Annotated in this window: 14 protein-coding genes; 1 reads left to right on the forward strand and 13 read right to left on the reverse strand. The window is 62.3% G+C overall.

What is annotated here, in order from left to right; genetic code table 11:
• The 12 genes from AT959_RS03135 to AT959_RS03185 form a co-directional block, all read right to left on the reverse strand.
• Nucleotides 1–2,087 (reverse strand): DUF4118 domain-containing protein (locus AT959_RS03135; protein WP_066880918.1); only part of this gene is annotated, 2,087 nt, incomplete at its 3' end.
• Between the two features lie 10 nt (nt 2,088–2,097).
• Nucleotides 2,098–3,063: a magnesium/cobalt transporter CorA gene (corA, locus tag AT959_RS03140; RefSeq protein ID WP_066880520.1), complete on the reverse strand. Its 966-nt coding sequence runs from the start codon at nt 3,061–3,063 to the stop codon at nt 2,098–2,100.
• Between the two features lie 203 nt (nt 3,064–3,266).
• Nucleotides 3,267–3,566: a hypothetical protein gene (locus tag AT959_RS03145; protein ID WP_157651194.1), complete on the reverse strand. Its 300-nt coding sequence runs from the start codon at nt 3,564–3,566 to the stop codon at nt 3,267–3,269.
• Nucleotides 3,567–3,774: 208 nt separating this feature from the next.
• Nucleotides 3,775–4,236, reverse strand: coding sequence for a PTS sugar transporter subunit IIA (locus tag AT959_RS03150; protein WP_240481694.1), 462 nt, complete (start codon nt 4,234–4,236; stop codon nt 3,775–3,777).
• A 113-nt stretch (nt 4,237–4,349) separates the two neighbouring features.
• Nucleotides 4,350–5,210, reverse strand: coding sequence for a TorF family putative porin (locus tag AT959_RS03155; protein WP_066880526.1), 861 nt, complete (start codon nt 5,208–5,210; stop codon nt 4,350–4,352).
• Between the two features lie 18 nt (nt 5,211–5,228).
• Nucleotides 5,229–5,801 (reverse strand): potassium-transporting ATPase subunit KdpC, encoded by a 573-nt coding sequence (kdpC, locus tag AT959_RS03160; protein ID WP_066880528.1) that lies wholly within the window; start codon nt 5,799–5,801, stop codon nt 5,229–5,231.
• An 11-nt stretch (nt 5,802–5,812) separates the two neighbouring features.
• Nucleotides 5,813–7,891, reverse strand: coding sequence for a potassium-transporting ATPase subunit KdpB (gene kdpB / locus AT959_RS03165; RefSeq protein ID WP_066880529.1), 2,079 nt, complete (start codon nt 7,889–7,891; stop codon nt 5,813–5,815).
• Nucleotides 7,892–7,909: 18 nt separating this feature from the next.
• Nucleotides 7,910–9,688: a potassium-transporting ATPase subunit KdpA gene (gene kdpA / locus AT959_RS03170; RefSeq protein WP_066880531.1), complete on the reverse strand. Its 1,779-nt coding sequence runs from the start codon at nt 9,686–9,688 to the stop codon at nt 7,910–7,912.
• Nucleotides 9,685–9,777: a K(+)-transporting ATPase subunit F gene (gene kdpF, locus AT959_RS20975; protein ID WP_157651195.1), complete on the reverse strand. Its 93-nt coding sequence runs from the start codon at nt 9,775–9,777 to the stop codon at nt 9,685–9,687. Before kdpF ends, kdpA begins: the two co-directional genes overlap by 4 nt.
• A gap of 527 nt (nt 9,778–10,304) precedes the next feature.
• A complete protein-coding gene (locus tag AT959_RS03175) occupies nt 10,305–10,796 on the reverse strand; it encodes a phasin family protein (protein WP_066880533.1) in 492 nt (163 codons plus the stop codon).
• Nucleotides 10,797–11,032: 236 nt separating this feature from the next.
• On the reverse strand, nt 11,033–11,914 hold the full coding sequence (locus AT959_RS03180; RefSeq protein ID WP_066880535.1) for a pirin family protein: 882 nt from the start codon (nt 11,912–11,914) through the stop codon (nt 11,033–11,035).
• A 64-nt stretch (nt 11,915–11,978) separates the two neighbouring features.
• A complete protein-coding gene (locus AT959_RS03185; protein WP_066880537.1) occupies nt 11,979–12,872 on the reverse strand; it encodes a LysR substrate-binding domain-containing protein in 894 nt (297 codons plus the stop codon).
• Between the two features lie 94 nt (nt 12,873–12,966).
• Here AT959_RS03185 and AT959_RS03190 point away from each other — a divergent pair, with 94 nt between their 5' ends.
• The gene (locus tag AT959_RS03190; protein WP_066880539.1) at nt 12,967–13,731 is read left to right on the forward strand and encodes a TSUP family transporter; all 765 of its coding nucleotides are present in this window, start codon (nt 12,967–12,969) and stop codon (nt 13,729–13,731) included.
• 12 nt (nt 13,732–13,743) lie between these two features.
• Here the strand turns inward: AT959_RS03190 and AT959_RS03195 are convergent, their stop codons facing one another.
• Nucleotides 13,744–14,958: an MFS transporter gene (locus AT959_RS03195; RefSeq protein WP_066880541.1), complete on the reverse strand. Its 1,215-nt coding sequence runs from the start codon at nt 14,956–14,958 to the stop codon at nt 13,744–13,746.
• Between the last annotated feature and the right edge of the window lie 108 nt (nt 14,959–15,066).

The following is a 15,066-nucleotide window of genomic DNA, read 5'->3' on the forward strand; positions in this document are numbered from 1 at the left end:
GGCTGGGTCAGGAACATCGAGTCGGCCAGACCGACCAGAACGCTCATCGGCGTTCGCAAGTCGTGGGAAATCGCTGACAGCACCGAATTGCGCAAACGCTCGGATTCCATTTGCACGGTCGTATTCTGGGCAACTTCGACGTAATGGACCCGTTCCAGCGCAATGGCGATCAGCGAGGCAAAGGTATCGAGCAATCGTCTTTGTTCCGGGATCAGCAGGCGGTCTGAATGGCGGATCTCCAGGGCCAGTACCCCCCGCTGGCGCATCGGCGCCTTCAGCGGCAAATACAGGATCGGGCTGGCAGCCAGCGTGTTCGTGCCCAGCCCGGCCGCTTCGGCGTGATCGAAGGCCCACTGGGCAATCCCCATATCAACGGCAGGCAGACCGTTGACCGAAGGCAGTGCCGGTTGCAGGCGGTCGTTATCATCGGTCAGCAGGAAAGCGGCCTTGGCCCCCAGTTCGGCAACGATGAAGCGCTCGCCGATTTCGGCGATCTGCTCGGGCATCAGGGCGGCCGAAAGATCGCGTGACATTTCATAAAGGGAACGCACCCGCTGCTCCCGGCGTGTCGCGACCTTGGCCTGGTATTTCGAACCGGCAGTCAGTTGGCCGGTGATCAGACCGACCACGAGCATGACGGCAAATGTCATCAGATACTGGACATCGGTGACGGCAAAGGAAAAACGGGGCGGGACGTAGAAAAAGTCGAAGATGGCGACCGACAGGAAAGAGGCCAGCACCCCCGGGCCGCGCCCGTAGCGTAGGCTGACCAGCACCACTGCCAGCAGAAAGACCATGACGATGTTGGGCAGGTCGACAATCGGGAAGAGCAAGGCAGCGGCGAGTCCGGCCAGCGCACAACCCGCGGCAGCCTTGGCGTAGGCTGGCCACTGGTCGAAAAGGCTGTCGCCAATCCGCTCCTGGCCTCCTTTTCCGGGTTCCCGGTCGGGATCGGAGCGCGCCACCTGCAGGACATCGAGATCGGGTGCGCGCTGGCCAATGCGGTCGGCAAAGGAACGATACCAGGGGCGCCAGGGACGCGGGTGATCTCGACCGACAAGAATCTTCGACAGATTGTGATCGCGGGCATATTTGACGACCAGTTCCTCGACGTCGCTACCGGACAGTGTCGCCGTCTGGGCGCCCAACTCCTCGGCCAGCTTGAGGTTGCGCAGGACGCGATGGCGGCTCTCCTCGGAGAGGCGCTGCAAGGCAGGGGTTTCGATATAGATGGCATGCCACGGGGCTTCCAGCCGGCTAGCCACGCGAGCGGTGGTACGGACCACCTTTTCGGCCGCCGCACCGGTGCCGATGCAGGCCAGCAAGGAATCCCGGGTCTGCCAGATAGGCGAGACCGACTGATCGCGCCGGTATTGCAGCATCTGGTCATCGACTCGATCGGCCGTCCGGCGCAGAGCCAGTTCGCGCAGGGCAATCAGGTTGCCCTTGCGAAAAAAATTACGGATCGCCCGCTCGGCCTGATTGGCCAGATAGACCTTGCCCGCCTTCAGGCGCTGCAGAAGTTCATCGGGCGGCAAGTCGACCAGCACCACCTCGTCGGCGGCGTCGAAGACCTTGTCCGGCACCGTTTCCCAGACCCGGATGCCGGTAATGCCGCTGACCACATCGTTGAGGCTTTCCAGGTGCTGGACGTTGACCGTCGAATAGACGTCGATGCCGGCCGCCAGCAATTCGTCGATGTCCTGCCAGCGCTTGGCATGGCGCGAACCGGCGACATTCGAATGGGCCAGCTCGTCCATCAGGATCAGCGTTGGCTTGCGAGCCAGCGCGGTATCCAGGTCAAACTCCCGGAGGATGCGGTCCCGATAGGGAATGTCACGCAACGGCAGATGTTCGAGACCGTCGGCCATGACCTCGGTTTCCATCCGGCCATGGGTTTCGACGACGCCGATCACCACATCCACCCCGGCCAGCAGTTGCTGCCGGGCTGCGCCCAGCATAGCGTAGGTCTTGCCGACCCCGGCCGAGGCGCCGAAAAAGATTTTCAGCTTGCCGCGCCGGGCTTTTGCCTCTTCTTCATTCAGGCGATTCAGCAACTGGTCGGGATCGGGGCGCTGGTCAGTCATTTTTATCCTTTTACAACCATCCGACTCGTCGGAAATGAACGTAGAGCGCGACACAGGCGGTACCGATGGCGAGCAGCGCCATGGGGTAGCCATACTCCCATTGCAATTCCGGCATAGCCTTGAAATTCATTCCCCAGATGCCGGCAAAGGCGGTGGCGACGGCGAAGATGCCGGCCCAGGCCGCAAGTTTCTTGTTCACTTCACTTTCTTCAATGGTCACCATCGAAAGGTTGACCTGGATCGCCGTGCCGATGGTGTCCCGGATGGTGTCGAGCGAGGCATTGATCCGGGCGAGGTGATCATAGACATCGCGGAAGTAGTCGCGGCTATTGGCGCAGACTGCCGGCCCCCGGCCGCCCGAAAGCTTGCCGGTGGCCTCCATCATCGGCGCGACCGCATGCTTGAGGAAAGTGATCTTGGACTTCAGGTCGTAAAGCCGTTCGATATTGCTGCGCGCCGCGCCTTTGGCGAAGATTTGCTCTTCGATCTTTTCCAGTTCCGACTCCAGCCGGTCCATGATCGGGAAATAGCGGTCCACGACCGCGTCCATCAGGGCATAAAGCACAAAGCCGGCCCCCTGGCGAAGCAGATGCGGTTCCCGTTCGCAGCGTTCGCGCACCCCGAGAAAATGCTGCTGGCTGCGGTTCCTGACTGACAGGATGTAGTTCCGGCCAACAAAGACGTTCACTTCACCGACATTGAACTCGCCTTTGTCCTGCTCCAGCAGGTGCATGACGGCGAATACCGAATCGCCGTATTCCTCGATCTTCGGCCGCTGGTGGCCGTGCCGGGCATCCTCCACCGCCAGATCGTGCAGGGCGAACTCTTCCTTCATCTGATCGAGTTCCTGCGGCGTTGCATCGCGCAGCGCTACCCAGACGAAGCAATCCGGCTTGGCCAGATAGTCGCTGATTTCCTCGACTGAAAGGTCTGCCAGACGCGAGCCGTTTTCGTAGGCGACACAATTGATCAGCATGTTTTACTCCCCGCTTTTCGAGAGCCTCCATCCTGCACGGCTTTGGCGATTTCGGCGAGTACTCTGGCCCGGACCAGGCCGGGGAAAACCGTCTTGCAGCGAGGGGAACAGGTCAATTGCTGGCCATAGGCCAAACGATCGAGGACCGGATGCACTTCATGCCGGCCACCGCAAACCGGACAGGTATGGAATGCCATGGCAGCTTATGCCGCATGTTCGGCATAACGCGCCAGGGCGACTGCCTGATCGGCGATCACCGACGAAACGATGAAAGTCTCCCGGCCACATGCATTCCCGAGGTTGAGCGCCAGACTGAGCGCCGCGACCCCGGCCACCGCCATCCGTACGGGTTCCCCGTAGCCGGACAGAAAGACCCTGATCCCTTCAATCCCCATGCCCGTTGCCGGAAATTTCATCACCACGGCAGGCTTGCCGGGCTCCAGGGCAGCGATTTCAAGAGAATCCTTCGTCGAGGCGATGCCGATGCATAAGTCCGAGTTCATGTTGTCCTTCACTTTCGATTGATGAATAGCCAGGCCAGGCCCAAGGGAACAAGGATGGCCGCGATGGCCAACAGAAAATTGACGACATCCATGTTTTCTCGTTTCAACGGTTTGGGCACACGAACAATGCTAGGCAAATCGATTTCAAGATTTTGCAAAATATCGGGCGTCCGGCATAAAAAGAATGTAAAGATCGGCCCGTCTGCAATCAGGCGATGAGCGGCCAGGCATCGAACTGTTTTTTGGCCTCAGCGGCTTGTCCGCACCGCCACAAGCGCTCGCGGAAGGCCTGATCGGAGAACATTTGCGTCGCCTCGGCCAGAATTCGGAGGTGCTCTTCCGTGGCCTGTTTCGGCACCAGCAGGACAAGAATATCGGAGACCGGCTGGTCATCGGGCGCATCGAAAGGAATGGGCGAACGCAGGCGGATGTAGGCAATCTGTATCCGGTCGAGATCCTTGATCCGGGCATGGGGCACGGCAACGCCATCGCCCAGGCCCGTTGCCCCGACCTCTTCCCGACGGGACAGGCTAAGGACGACCCAAGCTTGCGGCATGCCATGTTTTCTCTCCATATGCCGGCCAATTTCTTCAAAAAGCTGGCGTTTGTTTGCTACTTCCAAGTCGAAGATGATGTCTTCGGTGCGAAGTAGATCGGCGATGGTATTCAATTGGAGTTCCTCCACAGGATGATGCACCCGCCATCGTTCGATCCATTGGCGGTGAAAGGGAGGGAGAGCGCCCGCTCCCCCTTTCTCAATCTTGAACGCGGGCATGCCTACGATCAGAAAGTCCTGGACACCGATAGAACGGCAGTGCCGCGACCGGCATCCTTGGTCTTCGAACCGTTCTGTACGCCGTTGCTACCCAGGCTGTTGCTGAAGCAATAGAACTCGCCATTGGCACACTTGCCCTGCGCATCGGTGCCGATGTAGGCAGCACTGAGCACCCAGCCGCTGATATCCTTGGTCACGCCCAGCTTCCAGTCCGTATAGGAACCGTTGTCGGTGCTGCCGTCAGCGTTGGTATAGCGAAGATCCTTCATGAACAGATGGCCAACGTGAGCATTGACGCCCCAGCCGTCCCCCAGGTCGTAGTTGGCAGCAAGGTCGAGATAGCTGGTTCCGTCGGTTTCGGGAACGCTGAAATAGTCGGTCACGGCATAGGAATATTTCAGGGAGAGGAATTTCCACGACGCGCCAACATAGACTTCACCGTTGGACACTGTGCCATCCGCCGTCTTGCCCGGGTACTTGCCGTTGAGCGCTGCCCCCGAGTACTTGGAGCCCGGATAGTAGTAATAGAGGGCGCCGAGATCGATACCGAAATCGCCGAACGTGGTCTTGTAGCCACCGTAAAAATCCATTTCCAGGTTGCCTTCCGGATAACCCGCACCGGAGGAAACATTGGAGTTCCAGTTACCAAGATAGATACCGCTGGCGTGCGAGTAATCGAAACCGCCTTGCAGGGCAGGCTTGCCGAAAGTCTGGTCGATACCGCGGAAGCGGTAGCTGGAGAACAGGCCGAGGTTGCCGGTCAGCGTGTGCTCGGGCGTTGGTGCCTCGTCGGCGAACAGCGGTGCCGAAAAACAGGCGACCAGGGCAAGGGCAACAATGGAACGGACGGAAGTGGCATTCTTTTTCATACAAGTCTTTCAGTTTGTTTAACGGAGTGCATCAAGTGCGATATTGAGTTGCAGCACATTGACCCGTGCTTCGCCAAAGACCCCCAACTGGCGGCCTTCGGTGTGCTGGCTGACCAGCGCCTTGACATCGGCGGCCAGCAGATGGCGCTGGCCGGCGACGCGGGCCACCTGGTAGGCCGCGGCTTCCGGGCTGATATGCGGATCGAGGCCGCTGGCCGAGGCATTGACCAGGTCGGCCGGAATCGGCAGTTTGTTGTCGGGATCGGCTGCCTTCAGGGCTTCGATCCGCCCCTTGACCGCGTCAACCAGTGCCGGATTGAGCGGCCCCTGGTTGGAGCCGCTGGAGGCCGAGGCGTTATAGGGCATCGGCCCGGTGGCCGAGGGACGGCCCCAGAAGTACTTGGGATCGGTGAAGTTCTGGCCGATCAGGCGGGAACCGACCGCCTTGCCATCCTTGACGATCAGGCTACCGGCGGCGGCTTCGGGAAAAGCGACCTTGGCGATGCCGGTGACGGCGAGCGGATAGACGATACCGGTGACGGCGGTGAGCAGCACGAAGAGGCTGACGGCGGGGCGTAACAGGGTTTTCATGAGTTTTCTCCTCAGGCCAGGCCGACGGCGGCAATCGCCAGGTCGATCAGCTTGATGCCGATAAAGGGAACGATGACGCCGCCCAGGCCGTAGATCGCCAGGTTCTGGCGCAGCAGGGTCGCCGCGCCGAGTGGCCGGTACTTGACGCCTTTCAGCGCCAGCGGAATCAGGAAGACAATGATCAGGGCGTTGAAGATCACCGCCGACAGGATGGCCGAGGCCGGACTGGCCAGCCCCATGACGTTGAGCGCGGCGAGTTGCGGGTAAGTCGTCACGAAGGCGGCCGGGATGATCGCGAAGTACTTGGCGATGTCGTTGGCGATGGAAAACGTCGTCAGCGAACCGCGCGTCATCAGCATCTGCTTGCCGGTCTCGACGACTTCGATCAGCTTGGTCGGGTTGGAATCGAGATCGACCATGTTGCCAGCCTCCTTGGCCGCCTGCGTACCGGTATTCATGGCCACCGCGACGTCGGCCTGGGCCAGCGCAGGGGCGTCGTTGGTGCCGTCGCCGGTCATCGCCACCAGCCGGCCTTCGGACTGGTATTCGCGAATCAGCGCCAGCTTGGCTTCCGGCGTCGCTTCCGGCAGGAAGTCGTCAACCCCGGCCTCGGCGGCGATGGCGGCGGCCGTGATGCGGTTGTCACCAGTCACCATGACGGTCTTGATGCCCATCTTGCGCAACTCGGCGAAGCGTTCCTTGATGCCGCCCTTGACAATGTCCTTGAGCTCGATGACGCCCATGACGCGCGCTTTTCCGTTGACCACATCGGCCACCACCAGCGGCGTGCTGCCGCGGCGGGCGACTTCTTCCACCTTGCCCGCTACCGACGGCGGGAATTTGCCGCCCAAGGCTTCAACGTGTTTCTTGATGGCATCGGCGGCGCCCTTGCGGACCTGGCGACCGGCCATGTCTACCCCGCTCATCCGGGTATGGGCCGAAAAGTGCACAAAATGGGCATCCAGCGCGTGAATGTCGCGCTCACGTAGCTGAAAGCGCTGCTTGGCGAGCACCACGATGCTGCGGCCTTCCGGCGTTTCATCGGCCAGCGAGGCCAGTTGGGCAGCATCGGCCAGTTCGGCTTCGCTGACGCCATCGGCTGGCAGGAAGATCGAGGCTTGACGGTTGCCGAGCGTGATCGTGCCGGTCTTGTCCATCAGCAACACATCGACGTCGCCGGCCGCTTCGACGGCACGCCCGGAGGTGGCGATAACGTTGGCCTGCATCATGCGGCTCATGCCGGCGACGCCGATCGCCGACAGCAGCCCGGCAATGGTGGTCGGGATCAGGCAGACGAGCAGCGCAATCAGCACCGTAATGCTGATCGGCGTACCGGCGCCGGCGACTTCGACGCTGAACATCGAGAACGGCAGCAGGGTCACCACAACACCGAGGAAGACGATGGTCAGCGCCACCAGCAGGATGGTCAGGGCGATTTCGTTCGGCGTTTTCTGGCGCTTGGCATTTTCGACCATGGCGATCATGCGGTCGACGAAGGTTTCACCCGGATTTACCGTGACGCGGACGATGATCCAGTCGGACAACACGCGGGTACCGCCGGTGACGGCCGAGAAGTCGCCGCCGGATTCGCGGATGACCGGGGCCGATTCGCCGGTGATGGCCGACTCATCGACCGAGGCAACGCCTTCGATGACTTCGCCGTCGGCCGGAATGGTTTCCTGGGCCTGGACGAAGATCACATCGCCCTTGCGCAGGTCGGTAGCGGGAACGAGATTCCACTTGGCCCCATGCTGCGGTTCGAGCAGCTTCTTGGCCCAGGTTTCTTTCTTCAGGCCGCGCAGCGAAGCCGCTTGTGCCTTGCTGCGCCCTTCGGCCAGCGCCTCGGCGAAATTGGCGAACAGAACCGTAAACCACAGCCAGATGGTGATCATCAGGATGAAACCGGCCGGCGCTTCGCCTTGGCCACCGAGGGCTTGCAGCCAGAGGATGGTGGTCAGGATGCTGCCGACGTAGACGACGAACATCACCGGATTACGCCATTGCACCGCCGGATTCAGTTTCCGGAAGGCATCGGCGATGGCTGGCAGGGCCAGCGTCGGATCGAACAGGGTAAAAGTCTTGCGGGTCATTATTTTCTCTCCCCCAGCTTATTGAGCGGCCCAGAGCACCAGGTGCTCGATGACGGGACCAAGAGCCAGCGCCGGGACGTAATTCAACAAACCGACCAGCAGCACGGTGCAGATCAGCAGCGTGACGAACAGCGGGCCATGCGTCGGCAAGGTGCCGGCACCGACGGCAATGCGCTTCTTGGCGGCCAGCGAACCGGCGATGGCGAGCACCGGCACGATCACGCCGAAGCGGCCGAACCACATGGCAATACCCAGCATCACGTTGAAGAACGGCGTGTTGGCGGACAAGCCAGCGAAGGCGCTGCCGTTGTTGTTGGCGGCCGAAGTGAAGGCATAGAGAATTTCCGAGAAGCCATGGGCGCCCGGGTTGGCGATGCCGGCCCGGCCGTCGGCGACCATCACCGCGATGGCGGTGCCGACCAGCACGAGCAGCGGGGTGACCAGGATGGCGATGGACACTATCTTCATCTCGAAGGCCTCGATCTTTTTGCCCAGGTATTCCGGCGTCCGGCCAATCATCAGGCCGGCGATGAAGACGGCCATGATGGCGAAGACCAGCATGCCGTAGAGACCGGTACCGACGCCGCCGAAGACGACTTCGCCAAGCTGCATGTCGAGCAGCGGCACCAGGCCACCGAGCGGCGTAAACGAGTCGTGCATGGCGTTGACCGCGCCGCACGAGGCGAGCGTCGTGATGGTGGCGAACAGCCCGGAGTCGGCAATGCCGAAACGGGTTTCCTTGCCTTCCATGCTGCCGGCGGCCGAATCGACACCTAGTTGGGTGAGCAGCGGATTAGCTTGTTGTTCGAAATGCATCGCGGCGTAGGCCAGGGTGACGAACATGATGCTCATCGCGGCGAGGACGGCCCAGCCCTGGCGGGTGTCGCCGACCATGCGGCCGAAGGTGAAGCACAGCGCCGCCGGAATCAGGAAAATCGACAGCATCTGGATAAAGTTGGTCAGCGGCGTCGGATTTTCATAGGGGTGCGCCGAATTGGCGTTCATGAAGCCGCCGCCGTTGGTGCCCAGCATCTTGATCGCTTCCTGCGAGGCGACCGGCCCCATGGCCAGCGTCTGGGTTTGCGTCTGCGCCGGCTCGGTGACGACTGCCCCGTTGTCGTCCTTCACAGGCTGGCCGGCCTCGTCGACTTTGGGATTATCGAAACTGGTCACTTCCAGCGTCGTCACTTCCTGGTAAGCGTCGAAATTCTGAATGACCCCCTGGCTGGTCAGGAAGACCGCGCACACAATGGAAATTGGCAGCAGCACGTAGAGCGTGACGCGGCTCAGATCGACCCAGGCATTACCGATTGTCTTCGCCGTATGGCGGGCAAAACCGCGGATCAGCGCGATGACGACAACGATACCGGTGGCGGCCGACAGGAAATTCTGCACGGCCAGCGCCAGCATCTGCGTCAGGTAGCTCATGGTGGATTCGCCGCCATAGCCCTGCCAGTTGGTATTGGTAGCAAAGCTGATCGCCGTGTTGAAGGCGGAATCCGGGCTGACGCCGGGGAAAGCCTGCGGGTTGAATGGCAGATCGGCCTGCAGGCGCTGCAGGGCATAGACCGTCAGTGCACCGAGCGCATTGAAAAGCAGGATGGCAAAGGCGTATTTCAGCCAGCCCATTTCTTCGTCGGGGCGGATGCCGCACAGACGATAGAGTGGACTTTCGATCTTGCCAGCCAGACGGAAGCGACCGTCCATTACATTGGCGATGTAAGTCCCCAAGGGTTTGACGGTCAGCAACAGGACGGCAAGAAACAGTCCGAGCAAAATCCAGGCATGAGTACTCATGAAAATTTCTCCGGATTGAGCAGCGCGGCGACCAGATAAACCAACAGGCCGGCGGCGACAGTACCGCTAAGAATGAAAAGCCAAGTCATTTGGCACCTCCCAGCCGGGCACAGCCGGCGGCGAGGCCGAGCATCAGGGCAAAGAACAGCCCGATGCCGGCAAGATAGACGAGATCCATAAGTACTCCCCATGTAGATATTGCGACAGGTTCATACTAGGAAAATCGCTATTAAAGTTTTCGAAAAACCTGGGGGTCGGTATATAAAAAAACGGTAAAAACCGGGGGCAGCAAGTGCTTCAAATGCACAGGAAATAGGCACTCATGCAGGCTGCTCCGGCCGAGCCATGTCCAGTCAGCCTGATGGCCAAAAGCGGCATATCGTCTGCCTGGGCGGTATGCCGATCAGCATCAGACGCTCGGTCAGCGCATGGTCGATACTGAGCGCGATGAAATTGACGCGATGAAGCCGGGATACTGAGCACACCGCCGCCCGTTTTTGCCCAGCTAGGCAGGTCGACCGCAGCAATCCACTCCCGGCCGGACAATAAAAATGCCGCTCAGTCTTTACTGAACGGCATCACCTTGTCAGGACTTCTTGTTAGGCCGTTCTGCTCTTCAGGCAGCCTGTTTCTGATGCGAGCCGGTCGCCGCAACGAACCTGTCTCTGGCACCAGTGGCGGCGGCGACATTGGCTTCGGTGATTGCCGAAAGCTTCTTCATGCCGCCAGCGCAGGCACTCATCAGCGAGCCCCAGTTCTGGGCGGCTGATAACTGATCGGTCGGCATGGCGAGGGCTTGGCCACAGAGCTGCGCGGCCTCGGCCTGCGCCTGGGTCAGGATTTCACAACTCTCGCGGAAGTAGGCGAGCGTTCTTTCGAAGACCGGCTGACCGAGGACCGATTGACAGGCGAATGGCCCCGGACTATCGCTCATGTGCGTGGCGGCGTTGGTGACCGAAACGTAGTCTTCCACCGTCTTGTTTGCTGCCTGCACAGTCAGCTCGCCGAGGCGGACCGAGCTGCTCAGATAAATTTGGGCCAGGCCCGGCAGGACATTGAAGCTGTCGGCAATGCCGGCGAAGCTGGGGGTATGGATTTTGGTACTCATGATTTTTCCTTTTCGGAACTCTGAGTAAAGTGATGCAAGGGAAGAATCACCCTGGGTGCTGCATCACGGTGGCCGCTGTTGGCGGGAGACTGCTGCGACGCAGCAATCGATTGAGTATCCCCGCTTGCACCAGAGAATCCATGTAAGTTGTGTAACCCTATGTCGGGCAGCGCACGCTTCGGCTCGCCAAGGCCCGCCATCCCTGGCCGGAGCGCTGGTCGCCGCAAGAAAAATCTTCAATAGCCGGACCACGGCAAGGCTGGCGCGATCAGGCGCCGCCCTTCATCGCCGGCAACGCGACCAAAACGCTCGCCGCCACCTTCCCATTCACGTTGGGCTTCGGCAATCTGTGCCTTGCTGAAGCCGACAAAGTTCCACCACATCAGTACCGGTTCGCCAAACGGCTCGCCGCCGAGCACGAGAATCCGCGTGCCGGCAGCCATTTCCAGTTCGAGGCTGTCCGCCCCCATGCCCAGGTAGGCAAACTCATCCGTCGCAAAACGCTCGCCGGCGATCCCGATTTCGCCTTCGAGCAGCAGGATTCCGTATTCGAACCCCGGCATCAGCGGCAAGCTGATCCTGGCCGCCAAACTGCTGCAGGCATCGAGCCCGAGCAGCGGCGAATGGAATTCGCCCACCATCGTTCGCCCGGCAAAGCTGCCGGCCAGCAGCGTGAAGCTGCAGCCGGCCTCAGTCCAGCGTGGCAGGTCGGCGTAGTGCGCGAAACCCGGCGCGCAGTGGGTCGCTGTATCCGGCAGGGCAATCCACAACTGCGCGGCATGGAGGCGCAGCCCGTCGTGCAGCGAGTCCTCGGTATGCACCACGCCGTGACCGGCCGTCATCAGGTTGACCTCGCCCGGGCGGATGATCTGTTCGTTGCCCAGACTGTCGCGGTGCAGCACCTCGCCTTCGATCAGCCAGGTAAAAGTTTGCAAACCGATATGCGGGTGGGCACCGACGTGCATCCCTTTGCCCGGTCCAAACTGCACCGGCCCGAGATGATCGACAAAGCACCAGGCACCCACCATGCGCCGCTGGCGGCTGGGCAAGGCGCGCAGCACCATCATGCCGTCACCGATGTCGGACGGGCGCCCGCCAATGCGTTGGATGGGGTTCATCGTATTTCCTCCAGGTTGCTCAGGCCGGCCAGGCGCGGGATACGATTTTCACATTAGCACCGGCTCAGCCAGGAGGCGAATCGACAGCGAGAATCTGTGCGAAACGCTCGGCCAGCGGGGTGGCCTGGACGGGCAGGATCACCGCGCTGTGCGCCACGGCATCGGCGTCGGCTAGCGGCCGGTAAGTCAGCCCTGCCGCGCCGAGGCGGGTCATCCGTTCGGGGACGACGGCGAGGCCGAGGCCGGCGGCGACCAGATCGAGCATCGAGGTCTTGCGCGAAATGACGCGCGCCATTTTCGGCACGAAACCGCGCTGCAGGCACAGCTCGGTGACCCGCCGGGCGAGGCCGCCGCGTTCGCGATGCACGGCCGAAACAAAGGCTTCGCTCGCCAGTTCGGCCAGCGCCAGCGAGGTGCGCCCGGCCAGTGGATGGGTTGCCGGCAGCGCCAGCCAGAGCCGCTCGGCCGGCATGTCGAGCAGCCGGACCGCCGGGTCGCGGCGCAGCACCGGCAAACGGACGATGCCGAGATCGGCCTTGCCGCTGGCCACTTCGCTGATTTGGGTTTCGGAGGCGATGCGATCGAGGTCGATGCGTGCCTTCGGCGAAGCGGCGAGAAACTGCTGGATCGCCGGCAGCAGGCTGACAGCCGGTATCGAACTGGAGTGCAGCAGGCGGAGCACGCCGGCCTCGCCACTGGCCAATTGCCCGCCCTCTTCCGCCGCCGCGGCCAGCATCTGCTCGATGCCAAGCACCCGGTCGCGATAGAGCGCGCCGGCCGGCGTCAGGCGGACGCCGCGCGCTTCGCGAAGAAACAACGGGAAACCCAGTTCCGCCTCGAGCAGCGCAATCTGCCTGCTCAAGGCCGGCTGGGCGACGAACAGGCTGGCGGCGGCCGGCGTAAAGCCGCCGAGATCGGCCACGGTCAGGAAATAACGAATCTGCTTCAGGCTAGCCATGCTTTTTTGGAATGCCACATGAAGTTATTTGATATTTGTTTTATACCGCATCGACTCCCAGAATTGAATCGTTCAATTTCGAAAGCCCGTTGCCATGAACGATTTGCTCGCTTTGCTCCCCGCCTCCATCCAGCTCAGCCATCTGCTGCTCGCCATCGCCGCGCTCGTCGTCGCCTATGCCATTTTTACGCTGGTCGGTTTCGGCTCGGCGCTGCTCGCCGGCGCGCCACTCGCCCTGGTCATGCCGGTCGCCCGCATCGTGCCGCTGCTCGCCATGCTCGACTGTGGCGGTGCCGCGCTGCGCGGCTGGCAAGCGCGCCAGGCGGTGGCCTGGCCGGAATTCCGCCGGCTTTTTCCCGGCATGCTGCTCGGTCAGTTGCTCGGGGTGGCCGTCCTCGCCCGCCTATCGCCGGCCCTGATGGCGATTTCGCTCGGTCTGTTCGTCGCCATTCAAGGCTTGCGCGGCCTGCTCGGAAAGAAGACGGCGCCCGGCGCCACCAGCGGCCATCCGTTCGGCTACGGCATCTTCGGCGGAGTCCTCGGCGGCCTGTTCGGCAGCGGCGGCTTTATCTACGCCGCTTACCTGGAACGCCGGCTGGCCGACCGCAACGCCTTCCGGGCAACCCAGGCCGTGCTGATTGCGCTGTCGACCGCCTGGCGCATCGTCCTCTGCCTGGTCGCCGGCCTGCTCGACCTCGACCTGTTGCTCCAGGCGCTCGCCTGCGCGCCGCTCATGGGGCTCGGCGTCTACCTCGGCCACCGCATCGACTTGCGGATCAGCCGGGAACAGTTGTTCCTGCTGCTCAACGGCCTGCTGCTGGCCTGCGGCCTGAGCCTGATCGTCCGTTTCGCCAGCTAAGCGGCGAGCGCCTCAGGGCAACATCCGGTCGCGCCGGGCGAGGGCCGGAAACAGCCTGAACCAACCGGCAGCGACCGCCAGCGTGCCGACCCCGCCGAGGACCACCGAGCCGACGGCACCGAACAGGGCGGCCGTCGCCCCGGATTCGAACTCGCCGAGTTGGTTCGAAGCGCCGATGAAGATCGAATTGACGGCCGAGACCCGGCCGCGAATTTCGTTCGGCGTTTCGAGCTGGACCAGCGTCATGCGCATGACGACGCTGATGTTGTCGAAGGCGCCGGTAATCGCCAGCGCCAGCAAGGACAACCCGAAATGTTCAGACAGCCCGAAGACCACCGTCGCCAGGCCGAAAACGCCGACCGAGCCCAGCAGCCACCGGCCGACCTGGCGCTGGATCGGCCAGCGCAACATGAGCAGCGACATCAGCAGCGCCCCGGCGGCCGGTGCGCCACGCAGCAGACCAAGGCCGGCCGGGCCGACATGCAGGATGTCGCGGGCGTAGATCGGCAACAGGGCGGTGGCGCCGCCGAGCAGTACGGCGAACAGGTCGAGCGAGGTGGCGCCGAGCAGCAGCTTGTTCTGCCAGACGAACTGGACACCGGCCAGCACGCTGGCCAGCGTCGTCGGTTCGGTTGATGGCAGGAACGGGTCATGGACGCTGAGCATCAGGCCAAAGGCGATCAGCAGCAGGCCGCCGGCGACGCCATAAACCCAGGCCGGCCCAGCGGCGTAGATCAGGCCGCCGAGCGCCGGGCCGCAAATCACCCCGGCCTGCATGCCGGTCGAACCGAGCGTCACGGCGCGCTCGAGCAGGTGCGTCGGCACCAGCATCGGCAGCAGCGCCTGCTGGCTCGGCATCTGGAAAGCACGCGCCGCGCCGAGCAGGATCGACAGGCCGAGGATCAGTTCGCGCGAAATGAAGGCGCCTTCGGTCGCCAATACCAGCAACAGGGCGACGCCGCTCTGGACCAGCATGCACAGTGCAAAGATCCGGCCGCGCCGCAGCTTGTCGACCAGATGGCCGGCCGGCAAGGTCAGCAGCAAGGCCGGCACGAACTGGAAGAGGCCGACCAGGCCGAGATCCCAGGCGCTGCCGGTGAGGTCGTACATCTGCCAGGCGACGGCCACCATCAGCATCTGCTGGGCCAGGACGGCGGCCAGACGGGCCAGCCAGAAACGGATGAACGGCCGTTCGGCCAACAGTGCGGAGAGCGTTGCTTGAGTCATGGGCCGAGCTTAGCAAACTTGACGGCGCGGCATTAAAGCAGGCTCGACATTTCCGGCCACCGACAGACGCGCCGACGGGGCTGCGTTAAAATACGCGCCCCTGACGCG

The organism is Dechloromonas denitrificans, assembly GCF_001551835.1.
GTDB lineage: Bacteria > Pseudomonadota > Gammaproteobacteria > Burkholderiales > Rhodocyclaceae > Azonexus > Azonexus denitrificans.

Excerpts from the sequence above, each read along its gene's own strand:
- corA (WP_066880520.1), bottom strand. The coding sequence starts at position 3,063 with ATGCTGATCAATTGTGTCGCCTACGAAAACGGCTCGCGTCTGGCAGAC.
- AT959_RS03145 (WP_157651194.1), bottom strand. The coding sequence starts at position 3,566 with ATGAACTCGGACTTATGCATCGGCATCGCCTCGACGAAGGATTCTCTT.
- AT959_RS03155 (WP_066880526.1), bottom strand. The coding sequence starts at position 5,210 with ATGAAAAAGAATGCCACTTCCGTCCGTTCCATTGTTGCCCTTGCCCTG.
- kdpC (WP_066880528.1), bottom strand. The coding sequence starts at position 5,801 with ATGAAAACCCTGTTACGCCCCGCCGTCAGCCTCTTCGTGCTGCTCACC.
- kdpB (WP_066880529.1), bottom strand. The coding sequence starts at position 7,891 with ATGACCCGCAAGACTTTTACCCTGTTCGATCCGACGCTGGCCCTGCCA.
- kdpA (WP_066880531.1), bottom strand. The coding sequence starts at position 9,688 with ATGAGTACTCATGCCTGGATTTTGCTCGGACTGTTTCTTGCCGTCCTG.
- kdpF (WP_157651195.1), bottom strand. The coding sequence starts at position 9,777 with ATGACTTGGCTTTTCATTCTTAGCGGTACTGTCGCCGCCGGCCTGTTG.
- AT959_RS03175 (WP_066880533.1), bottom strand. The coding sequence starts at position 10,796 with ATGAGTACCAAAATCCATACCCCCAGCTTCGCCGGCATTGCCGACAGC.
- AT959_RS03180 (WP_066880535.1), bottom strand. The coding sequence starts at position 11,914 with ATGAACCCCATCCAACGCATTGGCGGGCGCCCGTCCGACATCGGTGAC.
- AT959_RS03185 (WP_066880537.1), bottom strand. The coding sequence starts at position 12,872 with ATGGCTAGCCTGAAGCAGATTCGTTATTTCCTGACCGTGGCCGATCTC.
- AT959_RS03190 (WP_066880539.1), top strand. The coding sequence starts at position 12,967 with ATGAACGATTTGCTCGCTTTGCTCCCCGCCTCCATCCAGCTCAGCCAT.
- AT959_RS03195 (WP_066880541.1), bottom strand. The coding sequence starts at position 14,958 with ATGACTCAAGCAACGCTCTCCGCACTGTTGGCCGAACGGCCGTTCATC.